The organism is Oscillatoria sp. HE19RPO (genome assembly GCF_024220515.1).
Taxonomy (GTDB): domain Bacteria; phylum Cyanobacteriota; class Cyanobacteriia; order Cyanobacteriales; family Laspinemataceae; genus Laspinema.
This window is the reverse complement of record NZ_JAMXOT010000037.1, coordinates 22,083-35,130: the sequence shown is the minus strand read 5'-3', so window position 1 is coordinate 35,130 and position 13,048 is coordinate 22,083. Positions and strand designations below refer to the sequence as shown.

4 protein-coding genes are annotated in these 13,048 nt (G+C 45.1%); 2 read left to right on the top strand and 2 right to left on the bottom strand.

All coding sequences use genetic code 11. From position 1 onward, the window contains the following. Nucleotides 1–361: 361 nt before the first annotated feature. A complete protein-coding gene (locus NG833_RS04435) occupies nucleotides 362–1,864 on the top strand; it encodes a sodium:alanine symporter family protein (protein ID WP_254564124.1) in 1,503 nt (500 codons plus the stop codon). Between the two features lie 88 nt (nucleotides 1,865–1,952). On the opposite strand, the gene NG833_RS04430 is transcribed toward NG833_RS04435, so the two are convergent. Beyond that, a complete protein-coding gene (locus NG833_RS04430; protein WP_254564123.1) occupies nucleotides 1,953–7,265 on the bottom strand; it encodes an AAA family ATPase in 5,313 nt (1,770 codons plus the stop codon). Between the two features lie 163 nt (nucleotides 7,266–7,428). On the opposite strand from NG833_RS04430, the gene NG833_RS04425 reads away from it, so the two are divergent. Further along, the gene (locus NG833_RS04425) at nucleotides 7,429–7,581 is read left to right on the top strand and encodes a hypothetical protein (protein WP_254564122.1); all 153 of its coding nucleotides are present in this window, start codon (nucleotides 7,429–7,431) and stop codon (nucleotides 7,579–7,581) included. A gap of 12 nt (nucleotides 7,582–7,593) precedes the next feature. Here the strand turns inward: NG833_RS04425 and NG833_RS04420 are convergent, their stop codons facing one another. Continuing rightward, nucleotides 7,594–13,035, bottom strand: coding sequence for an AAA family ATPase (locus NG833_RS04420; protein ID WP_254564121.1), 5,442 nt, complete (start codon nucleotides 13,033–13,035; stop codon nucleotides 7,594–7,596). Nucleotides 13,036–13,048 lie beyond the last annotated feature (13 nt).

Here is a 13,048-nt window from a genome sequence, read left to right as displayed (position 1 = left end):
CCCCTACAGTGACGGGGCTACTCCGTTGATCTACGAACGAACGTTGTGGAGATTTTATTTTTTGGAGTTCCCTTAGATCAGCTAGGACAAGAAACCGGGTTTCTTAACCGAATCTGTTGCTAATCACCAACATTTGGGTTAAGAAACCCGGTTTCTTGTCCCGTGACTGTACCCCCGGACTAGGCTCCCGATAATAGAATCAACCCCCAGTTTCTTGACAAAATTACGCAGATTGGTTACAGCTTGAACGATAACAAGGCGGAATATTTCTCTTTAAGCCCAGCTTGACCCGCCCAGGGCAGTATAGTCACCTCTTGAAGACTCCCATTCCCTGTCCCATTCCCTTTAACTGACTGCAATTATGAAGAAACGCTGGATTTCACCGATCATCCTATTTCTACTGGCCCTGCCGATCGCCGCAGTCGCCCAAGAAGCTCAAGAGGCTGCACCCACCGGCTTCCTCCCCACCCTCGATGCCGTCTTCACGCAAGTGGTGGCTTGGATGTCTGCCGTCCTGTTTTTCGATTTTGGCCTAGGCATCCCCCTCATTGTCGTCTGGTTGATTAGCGGTGCGGTTTATTTCACCATTCGCATGGGCTTTATCAACTTCCGCGCCTTGAAACACGCCTTTTTCGTGATCCAAGGTCACTATGACGACCCTGCCGAAGCTGGAGAGGTCAGCCATTTCCAAGCCCTGGCTGCGGCCCTATCCGCTACGGTGGGACTCGGGAATATTGCCGGGGTGGCGATCGCCGTTTCCATCGGAGGACCCGGGGCCATGTTCTGGATGACCGTTGCCGCCTTATTCGGCATGACGAGCAAGTTTGTTGAATGCACCCTCGCCCAAAAATATCGCATTGTCCTGCCCGATGGTCGGATTGCCGGGGGCCCCATGTACTATCTCTCTCGGGGTTTAGCGGAAAAAGGCATGGGTCAATTTGGCAATATCATGGCGAGTTTGTTTGCCATCCTCTGTATTGGGGCCGCCTTCGGTGGGGGCAATATGTTCCAAGCGAATCAATCCTTTGTCGCCGTTTCCGGTCTATTCCCGGCGCTACCCAACTGGCTGTACGGAATCGCTTTAGCCTTCCTGGTGTCCCTCGTCATTATTGGGGGGATTCAGCGGATCGGGAACGTCGCCGGTGCCTTGGTTCCGGCGATGTGTACCATTTATGTGGCAGCATCTTTGTGGATTATTCTGATGAATCTGCCTCAGATTCCCGCTGCCTTTGCCCAAATTTTTACCGAAGCGTTTGTCCCCCAAGCAGCTTATGGGGGATTTATTGGCGTATTGGTCCAGGGGTTCCGGCGATCGGCATTCTCCAATGAAGCCGGGCTCGGTTCAGCGGCGATCGCCCATGCTGCCGCCCGAACTGAAGAACCCGTCCGAGAAGGCATTGTCGCCCTCCTCGAACCCTTTATCGATACAGTAATTATCTGTAACATGACCGCCTTAGTCGTCATTATCACCGGAGAATATGCCAACCCCAACACAGCGCCTGGGGTAGAAACCACCGCTGCCGCATTTGCTTCCGTGATCAGTTGGTTCCCCACTGTCCTCACTTTGGCCGTCTTTCTGTTTGCCTTCTCCACCATGATTTCCTGGAGTTACTACGGTGAACGCTCCTGGACCTACTTGTTTGGCGAAAGCAGCATGATTATCTACCGCGTGATTTATGTCGTTTGCGTCTTCCTCGGGACCGTCATCAACCTCGGTGCCATCCTCGATTTCTCCGATATGATGTTCTTTGCAATGGCCTTTCCCAATATGTTGGGCGGGTTCCTCCTGGCAGACAAAGTTCGGGCCGATCTCGACAGTTATATGCTCCGTCTCAACAGTGGCGAAATGCCAGTTTACAAGTAGTAAACTCTGTGACTAACTGATCGGGCTGGGGTGAGGTTTAGCGTTGATTGCTTGACTCATCCTCTACCCAGCCTCTTGCTCACCCTCGTTACTTCTGTTTGAGAACAATTAAGGTGAGGTCATCATAAATCTTCTGCCCGCCAATATGTCGCCGGACATCCTCAATCACAGCTTGACAAATTTCCCGCGCATTACCCTGTAAATGATGGCGAATTGATGCAATCATCGGCTCAAGACCATACTGTACCAAATTGCTATCCACCGCCTCTGTAATTCCATCGGTGTACAACACCACCACATCCCCAGAATTTAACTCAATCTCCGTGGTACTCACAAAATCCGCAATCTCATCAATGAGACCTATTGGAAATCCTAAATCAACGGTATCAATACACTCTACGCTTCCATCGGCACGCATGACGATCGCCTCTTCATGCTGCCCACTTAAGGTTAATTTGCCTTGATGATAATCCAGCAGCGCCAGAGTCATATTTTTATCAGCATTGATGCGCTGGACATTTTTATAAATCGTGCGGTTGATGACATCTAAAAATTGTACCGGGTCCGTAAAATCTCCTTCCAGTAACGTCCGGACCGCCGTTTGAGCCATCATCATCACCACCCCACTTTGCAACCCATGTCCCGTCACATCCCCGATCGCAATTTTGGTGCGCTCCCCACTTTTGATCACATCATAGTAATCCCCCCCCACTTCATCTGCCGGTTCCATAAATCCAGCAATATCTAAACCCTCAATCGCATCCAATTCTGATTGGCTAGGTAAGAGCATTTTTTGCAGTTGCCGCGTCACATCTAACTCCGCCCCCATCCGGATATTTTCCGCTTTTAACCGCTCATTCAGAATCGTAATTTCTGCATTGGCATTGGCTAATTGGGCAGTTCGGTCCTTGACTTTCTCTTCCAAGGTTTGATACAAGCGGGCATTTTCAATAGAAATTGCTACCTGGCCCGATAACAACTGTAACACTTCCACTCGTTCCGGGGTAAAGGCTCCCGTGGTGCTATTATTTTCTAAATAAACAATACTGACGAGTTTACCTCTATCAATTAGGGGGACGCATAGAATTGACTTGGGTTGAGCCTGTTGGATATAAGCATCGCTGGTAAAATTGCCATTGCGCGTGGCATCATTTAATACCACGGTTTCTTGAGTTCGGGCTACATAATTGACAATCGATTCGGAAAGGGTCTGACAGTTGGCTACGGGAATCGATTGCAACACCGTGACCCGCTCATTTTCTATTTCTCCTGCCGCTTCGATGAGCAATTGGCTCTGAATTGATAAAATTAAGTAGCCCCGTTGTGCGCCAGCATTTTCGATGAGAATTTGCATCAAGCTAGAGAGTAATTTCTCCAGCAAAACTTCCCCGGAAATGGCTTGAGAAGCTTTCATTACTGTGGCAATATCGAGGCTAGACCCGGATCCAGTGGTACTGGCGACGGATTTGGTTGTACTGTTTGTGCTGACCCGTTCCCGGGTAATAAAGAACTCGCCATATCGCGTTTCTAAATCCTGAACCTTTGCCGTAGCACCCCAGAGTTGATAAGTGTAGCGAGCTTGCTGCATATAGGCGATGGCAGTCAACTCTTTTTCTTTCCCTTTGGAGAGATAGAATTTGGCGGCGAGTTCATAAGCGATCGCTGCTTCGTGGAGATAGTTATTTTCTTGGGCTAGGATGATGGCTTTATCGTAGTAATTGCTCGCCTGTACATCTTTGCCTTGTACCCGACAGAGTTCCGCCTCTACCAGCCAATATTTATGGGAATTATTTTGCGGAGCATAATGCGCCCATTTTTTAAGTTTTTTCTGGTTGCGGAAAACTTGGCGAATCCAGGAATTTTTCTGCGATCGGGGTGCATCGGATGCCCGGGCTAAACGCGCTAAAGAATCATAAAAACAAACGTGAGAAAGGAGCAGCGTAGCGGGAACGGCATCGATATACGCTTGTGCTAGGTCCGCATTGGCGATCGCCTGCTCAACCTCTCCAAACAGAATGCACAGGATTAATTTATTGAAGTATATCACAAAAATTGTACTCCGGTCTTTGCGACTCTGGAGGATGGGCATCCTCACCTGTTCATCGAAAGCCATTCCGATTAAATGAGAAGGATTTTCAGCTTGACCGAGCAGATTCAGAACAGTTTGATAAAAGATCCGATGCCCGTCCGTCGTTCTTTCCTGTCCTGTTTCCTCGATGACTTGAGCATAGATTTCCATCTCTGACTCCAGTTGAGTCAGTTCAGCGCCAATTAAAACACTATAGTAGCAGTAATGGAACGCAGAATAGGCCGCAAATTCCAAATCTCCCGTTTCCAGCCCGACGGTATAAGCTCCTAACATTGGGTTTAACATCTCTTGCACTGGGTCTTTCCAATGTTTAATAAAGCTATGAACCAGATATTCCGTTCGGGGCTTGTCTTTTTTGGTGTTGAGTTGTTTGAGGAAGTTGAGGGCCAGTTGACCAAATTGATAGCCTGACTCAATATCTCCCAGGCCACAGAGAATCAATCCATAGCAACTATAGGCATAAGCAGATTCTGAAGTATTGCCCCATTTAATCGATAAATTGACCTGTTGAAAAACAGCCAAGGGAAACAATAAAGGGGCGGAAAAGTAGATGGCGGTATTGAGTTTCGATAAAATTCCCATGATGGCTTGAATCTCAGGCTGGGTCATGGGAGGGAGGTCTTGTAAACTGGCGATCGGTCGCCACCCAATCATCAGTTTTGTCCGAATCAGTCCTAATAAAATATCAACGGTTTTAGGCTGCCTCGGTAATTTGATTCCGAATAAGCTCAAGACTTCTAGTCCGATATCCAAGGCTTCATTAAACTTGCTTTGGGATACCCCCGCTTGAATTTTTACCTCATAAACTTTGACCTTATCGAGGACAGTTTTGGCTTGCGCGACTACGGTTTCCACCCATTGATCCATCAAGGCAAAATCGGCTTTGAGATAGGCGACTTCCGTCGCTTCTTCATAGAGGGAAAGGGTCAGGGCATACTGGTCTTGCCAACTCTGGGTTCCTAAGAGTTCTATCCCCACTTGCAAATAATTCAAAGCAGGCTGATAAGCGGTGGAGAGTTTCGCTTTTTTCCCAGCCATCAGGTTTAATTCAGCCAGTTCATTTTTTTGAGCCTGTTCGCTGATTAATTCAACGCCAAAATTGAGTTGATTAACGATATCAAAAATTTTCTCTTCTTGCTTATGTTTCGGCGTATTTTGGAGAATTACATCTCCAATTTTCCGATGAAGATAGGGAATTTGAACCTCGTCAATTAGAGAATAGGCCGCTTGCTGGATTCGGTCATGGCCAAATTTGTATTGTAAAGATTTTCGGTGAGTTTCGATGAAGTCAGGGGTCAAAAATTCTGACTCGGCGATCGTCAAGGAAAATTCTCCTAAATTCCCCAAGGGTATCACCAAATTTTCGGCAACGGCTGATTGCAACTCCGTGACCATTTCTGCTAGAGATTTTTCGCAAATTAACCCGATAATGTTTAAGTCGAACTGGTTGCCAGTACAAGCAGCCAGTTTTAACAGTTCTTGGGTGTCTTGAGGCAGTTTTTGAATTTTATCCACCATCAGTTCTACCACGTTATCCGTGAAGCCCCGGGCTTGAATTTGCTCTAAATCCCACTCCCACCGCAGAGTTTCTAGGTCAAAATCCACCAGTTCTTCGGTGTAGAGAGATTTCAAAAATTCATTCATAAAAAATGGATTTCCGCCGGTTTTGCCTTGAACTAACTCGGCGAGGGGTTGGACTGTTTCTAAGTCACAGTTGAGGGTATCTCCAATCAATTGGGCGATGGTTGCTAAGTTTAAGGGGACCAAAGAAATACGCTGGATGACTGCGCCAGTTTTGGCAATTTCATCTAAGGTTAACATCAGGGGATGGGCGGCAGAAACTTCGTTATCTCGATAGGCCCCGATTAAGAATAATCCCGGCGATCGAGAACCCATCAACAATTGCATCAGCTTAAAAGATGCTCCATCCGCCCATTGCAAATCATCAATAAATAAGGCTAAGGGATGTTCGGGTTGAGTAAATACTTTAATGAAATTCTGAAACACTAAGTTAAACCGATTTTGGGACTCATTTGGCCCCAGTTCCGGAACCTCCGGTTGTTGTCCAATAATTAATTCTATTTCTGGAATCACCTCCACAATCACTTGTCCATTCACTCCCACTGCACCTAACAGGTTGTCCCGCCACTGATTGAGCTGGCTTTCACTTTCTGTCAGCAGTTGTTTGACTAAGCCTTGAAAGGCTCGAACTATCGCACTGTAAGGAATATTTCGCTGATATTGGTCGAATTTCCCCGAAATAAAATAACCCCGTTTTTCCGTAATCGGTTTATAGAGTTCTTGGACTAAGGCCGATTTGCCAATGCCGGAATATCCCGCAATCAGCATCAGTTGACTTTGGATACTACTTTCGGCAAAGGCTGATAATAAACTCTGGATTTCTGACTCTCGGCCATAGAGCTTTTGTGGTAATTGAAATTTATCCGAAACATCGTGACGGGCCAAGGAAAAATTTAATACAATATCTGCATTGTGTTGACGCAGACATTCCTCTAAATCTGCTTTTAATCCATAAGCATTCTGATAGCGGTCTTCCGCTGTTTTTGCCATCAGCTTGAGGATCATGTCTGAAAGGACTGGGGGAATGCTGGCCTCAATATCCGTGGGAGGAATCGGCTGTTTAGCAATGTGATAGTGGACTAATTCCAGGGGGTCGGTCGTTTCAAAAGGTAGTCGGTGGGTGAGCAGTTCGTAGAAGGTCACCCCTAGGGAATAAAAGTCACTGCGGTAGTCAATGCAGCGGTTCATTCGCCCCGTTTGTTCCGGGGAGAGATAGGCGAGAGTGCCTTCTAGGATGTTGGGATTTTTTAGAGTAGTATTTTCTCGGGTTAATTGAGTGGAGATGCCAAAGTCAATGATTTTAACCTGTCCGGTGTTTGGATTAAAAACAATATTGCTCGGGTTAATATCTTTGTGGATAATATTCGCCCCGTGAATTTGTCCTAATCCTTCAGTGATGGCGAGTGCCAGATGCAGAAACTCTTCTAAGGTAAAGCTGCGTTCACTCAGCCAATGTTTTAGGGATTCGCCTCCAAAGTCCTCGACAAACATGGCGAGGGTATTTTGATATTTCTGCAAATCATAAACCTTCACCACCCCCGGGACATTTAGGGATTGGGTAATCTGATATTCGGTGCTATAGCGGGCCAGTTCTTGGGGAGTGGGATAATTTTCTTTGAGAATTTTTAGGATAATCGGTTGAGAATCTACATCCCGGATCCCGCGATAGACAATGGAGTTGGCACTTTCATAGATTTGAGTTTGAATGGTAACGCCCGCAAGAGTCAGCATAGTTAGAATAGGGGGGAGTAAAGAATCAAATTTTGTGGTATTTCGGACTGGTACTAAAGCACCACCCTCGAAGGAATTGATAGTTTAAGTTTAACTTAATCGGTAGACTGCAAGAAGGCCAGTTTTTTCTAGTGTTTCCGGGGAGTAAAAGTTAGAACCCGGATTGTTTCCAAAATTTCCACCAATTAGCAGCAAATTAGTGACAAAAGCCGTGGTGCGATTAAACGGATACTGTACCGATGCTCTAGGAGAGCATATCGGTCGAAGGAAGAGTGGTGCGATCGCCCCACAGCAAACCGGCGAGGGAGAGTCGTAAAAACGCCAGAAGTTAGCGTAATCCAGTAAACCTCCTTTGACACTGTTCAAAATAGATATGTGCCACCCGATCGCCCGGGTTTTGATTCAAGCAATAAGCCAATAACCGGGCTGAACCTAGAAAATCTTCGTCCTCAAATAGGGATAATGCTTCCGTAAATCGGTCTAAGGTGGCTAACTTTCCGGCTTTGATTTCTGGGGAGTCGGCATCAAACACTTCATACACGGTCACCTCTTGCGATTTTCCTTTGACTTGTACGCGATCGATGCGGCGAATGGCATAGCGATCGCGATGAATTAACCGCGAATAAGTTTGGTGCGTAATTAATAACGAAACACCATAATTTTTCGTCAATTTTTCCACCCGGGAGGCTAAATTCACCGCATCGCTAATCACCGTCCCATCCATGCGATTTTCTCCCCCGACGGTTCCTAGCATTAAAGACCCAGTATTAATCCCAATCCCATTTTTAATGGGTGCAAAGCCACAATTAGCCCGATGCTGATTGTAATCAACGAGGCGATGCAGCATAGAGATTCCAGCTTTAACGGCATTATCTGCTTCTCCACTAAAGAGGGCCATAATTGCATCCCCGATATATTTATCAATAAAGCCTGAATGCTCAGAAATTGCCGGTTCCATTCGAGATAAATAGGAATTAATAAATTTAAAGTTTTCTTCCGGAGTCATACTTTCACTCAGGGTCGTAAAGTCGCGAATATCAGAAAACAACACCGACATTTCCACCTGAACTTGGTCCCCTAATTCCACCTCGACAATACTCGCTTTATCTAAAACCTGGAGAAACTGACGGGGAACAAATCGTTCATAAGCTTGATTCAGTTGGGCTAAATGCTTTTCATTATTGCGGACTTCGGAATAAAGTTTGGCATTTTGAATAGAAATCGCCGCTTGTCCTGAGAGCAGCTTTAAAATTTCTACCCGTTCCGGGATGAAGGCTCCAGTGGTGCGATTGTTCTCTAAATAAACAATACTAACCAGCTTGCCGCCATCAATCAGGGGAACACAGAGGATAGATTGAATCTGATTGTTTTGAATATAGGAATCATTGGTAAAATCACCCTCTTGGGTGGCATTATTTAAGACAATGGCTTCTTGAGTTCGGGCCACATAATTCACGATCGCCACCGCAACCCGGTCGGATTCAGTCAGGGGAATTGATTGCAACACGGTGATGCGATCGCCATCAATCGTTCCCTCCGCTTCTATCCTCAACTGTCCCTGATGGGATAAAATCAAACAACCCCGTTGTGCCCCCGCATTCTCAATGGCAATCTTCATTAAACTAGAGAGCAATTTCTCTAAAACAATTTCCCCATAAATCGCCTGGGATGCCTTCATCATTGTTGAGATATCCAGATGAGCCAGTAAGTCTGCTGCACTAGCCGATATCGTTTGTTGCGTATCGGGAATTTTCCGATTTTCTGGAGTGAGGAAGTTATCATATAATTCCTCTAACTGCTTCACCTTAGCCACTGCACCCCAGAGTTGATAAAAATAGTGAGATTCCTGCAAATAGGCTTTAGCAATTAATATTTTTCGTTGGGCAAAATAGAATTTAGCCGCCCGTTCATAAATTAGGGCAGTCTCGGGGGGGCAATCCCGTTTTTGAGCCAACTCAAGGGCGGAGTCATAGCAGGCGGCAGCCTGTTGTTTTTTGCCCAACACTCGATACCGTTCTGCCTCAATTAACTCAAATTTATGGGCATTATTCATCCCAGCAATTCGCGCCCACTTTTTAAGCTTCTTCTGGTTTTCTCTAACTTTTTTGAGAAACATTTTTACGGACACAGGGTCGGATTTTGCTGCAATATCCAACCGAATCAGAGAATCATAAAAACAAAAATAAATCACCACGGGAGAAGCAGTTACTCCATCCAGATAAGCTTCGCAGAGATTAGCCGAGTTCAGTGCCTGTTCTAAATCTCCAAACAGATAACTGAGGACTAATTTATTAAAATAAACATAACAAATAGCCGTTCGGTCATTCCGGCTTTCAAGTTCTGGCAGCATAATTGCTTCATCAAAAGCGGTCCCTTTCAAGGTGCAAGGATTCGCAGATTTTCCCAGTAAGTTCAGCACTCCCTGATGAAAGACTTCTTGTAAATTCAAAACCCGCATCTGTCCCATTTCCTGAATGCAGGTGGCATAGGTGACCATTTGTGATTCCAAGGGGACTAACTCTTGCCCGCTTAAAAAGGCATTGTAGCAATAGTGACAAGCCGCATAAGCGGCATATTCCAAATCTCCATTTTCTAAACCCATTTGGTAGGCATTCAGCAGAGGTTTTAAGACTGAAGGGAGGGGGTCAATCCAATGTTGAATTAAAGCCCCTACCACAAATTCTGTTCTGGCTTTCACATCTCGGGCATTCAGTTGAGAAAGAACCTGGAGGCAGAGTTGACCAAATTGATATCCCGTCTGCAATTGTCCCACGACTCCGCAGAGAATTACCCCATAACTACTATAGGCATAAGCGGATTCTGAACTGTTGCCCCATTTAATGGATAAGGTGACATTTTTAAATACAATCAAGGGAAACATTAAAGGGGCGGCAAAATAGGCAGAGGAGGTGATTTTTCCCAGGATACTCATGGCCGCTTTGGGATAAACATCGGTCATCAAGGGCAGATCTACTAAGCTGGCAACGGGTTTAAATCCGAGGGCTAATTTGGTCTGCAACAGACCCCATAAAACATGGCCGGTGTGAGGATGACTGGGGAGGTTAATCCCCAGGAGTTTCAAGACTTTTAATCCAATGGCGATCGCCTCATTAAATTGACTCTGGGCATTATAAGCCAAGATTTTAACTTCATACACAGCCACCGTATCTAAAACCGTTTGAGCCTGACTCAAAACTGCCTCAATCATTTGGTCCATTAACTCAAAATCTGTATTCAAATAAGCCACTTCTGCGGCCTTTGCATACAGAGATAAGGTTAAAGGATAATGCTGGTGCCAACTGTCCTCTTCTAATAACTCTATCCCTACTTTTAAATAAGTCAAAGCCGGTTGATAAGCAGCCGATAGTTTAGCTTTTTCCCCAGCCATTAAATTTAAATTTGCCCATTTATATTTTTCCTCGGATTCGGTGATTAAGTTTAGGGCAAAATTAAATTGATTCACCATGTCAAAGAGTTTTTCTTCCCGGCGACTGGGGGGAGTATTCTCCAGAAGAATTTGTCCGATATCTCGATGAACCCGAGTTCGTTCGGCGTCCGGAATCAGAAAATAAGCCGCCTGTTGAATGCGATCGTGAACGAACTGATAAATCAGGGCCGGATATTCCTTTCGAGGTAAATAACAGTAGGAATAATCTTCTTCAGTCAGGATTAACTCGATTTCCCCTTGATTTATTTGAGAAATGACTAAATTTTCTGCAACCGCTGCCTTTAAATCTTCTACCGTTTTTTTCAAAGATTGCTGACTGACTAATTCTAAAAGATTTAAGTCAAACTCATTGCCAATACAAGCGGCTAATTTCACTAATAATTGGGTTGATTCGGGTAGCTTTTGAATTTTTCCAGTCATCAGTTCCACTACATTATCTGTAAAATTTCGGGCCTTAATCTGCCCTAAATCCCAGAACCATCCAACCCTATCTATGCCTAGGTTTTTTGGAGAATCAGGGAGAGCAAAATGGGCATCAGGACCCTCAAAAACTTGGGTTTTAAACTGTAGCAGTCCTTCCGTATAAAGAGACTTTAAAAACTCATTCATGAAAAAGGGATTGCCCCCAGTTTTAAACTGGACTAATTCCGCCAGTTCCATCACCGCTGCTGGGGTTGATTTCAGGGTATCGGCAATTAATTGGGCAATGGTCGGTAACTCTAAGGGAGATAAAGAAATTCGCTCAATAATAGCTCCATTTTTAGTCATTTCATCCACCATTAACTCCAGTGGATGACCGGGAGAGACTTCATTATCTCGATAGGCCCCAATTAAAAATAGTCCCGGGACTGCCCCTGCCATCAGTCGTTGAATTAAGTTCAAGGATGCCCCATCTGCCCACTGTAAATCATCAATAAATAAGGCTAAAGGATGTTCCGGTTGCGTAAAGACTTTAATGAATTTTTGGAAGACTAAATTAAACCGATTTTGGGACTCGTTGGGACCGAGGGTGGGGACCGGGGGTTGCTTGCCAATGATTAATTCAATTTCTGGGATGACTTCCACAATGACTTGACCATTGACCCCTAATGCGGTTAATAGTTTCTCCTGCCATTGTTTAAGTTGAGGTTCACTTTCAGTTAAGAGGTGTTTGATTAACTGTTGTAGCGATCGCACCAAAGCACTATAGGGAATATTCCGCTGATATTGGTCAAATTTCCCCGAAATAAAATAGCCCCGATGAGCCGTAATCGGTTTGTAAAGTTCCTGCACTAAAGCTGATTTTCCAATGCCGGAATATCCAGCAATCAGCATCAGTTGACTTTGCCTTCTTGCCCCCTCAAAAGCAGAAATTAAGGCTGCAATTTCTGCTTCTCGGCCATAGAGTTTTTGAGGGAGTTGAAATTTATCGGAAATATCCTGAAGCGCAATCGGGAAGGGAGAAATTTGTCCAGTGTTCTGGAGTTGCTGCCAACAAAATTCTAAATCGGCTTTTAATCCATAAGCACTTTGATACCGTTCTTCTCCGGTTTTTGCCATCAGTTTGAGAATAATTTCCGAGAGAACTGGCGGAATATTATCGATTCCCCGTTCCCAACTTTTCCCTTCTGTAGGAAGGTTTTCCACCAGTAGATGGGGGGGAATGGGCTGTTTGGCAATATGACAGTGGATTAATTCTAAAGGGTCGGTACTTTCAAAGGGTAAGCGGTGGGTCAGCAGTTCATAAAAAGTGACTCCCAAGGAATAAAAGTCACTGCGATAGTCCACACAGCGATTCATTCTGCCGGTTTGTTCCGGAGATAAATAGGCAAGGGTCCCTTCCAGGCCATTGGGATTTTTGAGTGTAGTATTTTCCCGGTTGAATGGGGTAGAAATTCCAAAATCAATAATTTTAATCTGTCCCGTTGTGGGGTTGAAAACCAGATTACCGGGATTGATATCTTTATGAATAATATTGGCAGCGTGAATCTGGGCCAGGGCCTCGGTGGTTTTAATGGCAATTTGCAAAAAATTGGATAAGGTAAATTGGCGATGCTGCATCCAATAGCTTAAAGATTCGCCTCCAAAATCCTCAATCAACATGACGAGGCGATTTTGATATTTTTGCAAATCATAGACTTGAACCACTCCGGATACATTCAGGGATTTAGTAATTTCATATTCCGTGCGATAGCGAATCAGTTGTTGAGGAGTGGGATAATTTTCTTTGAGAAGTTTTAGGATAATAGATTGGTTATCTTGCTCACGAATCCCTCGATATAAGAGGGAGTTAGCACTTTCATAGATTTGCACTTGAACGGCAACACCAGGAAGAGTCAGCATAGTTACAGGGTCG

Bases quoted from the DNA above. Each gene is read 5' to 3' on its own strand.
- NG833_RS04435 (WP_254564124.1), top strand. From the start codon at position 362: ATGAAGAAACGCTGGATTTCACCGATCATCCTATTTCTACTGGCCCTG.
- NG833_RS04430 (WP_254564123.1), bottom strand. From the start codon at position 7,265: ATGCTGACTCTTGCGGGCGTTACCATTCAAACTCAAATCTATGAAAGT.
- NG833_RS04420 (WP_254564121.1), bottom strand. From the start codon at position 13,035: ATGCTGACTCTTCCTGGTGTTGCCGTTCAAGTGCAAATCTATGAAAGT.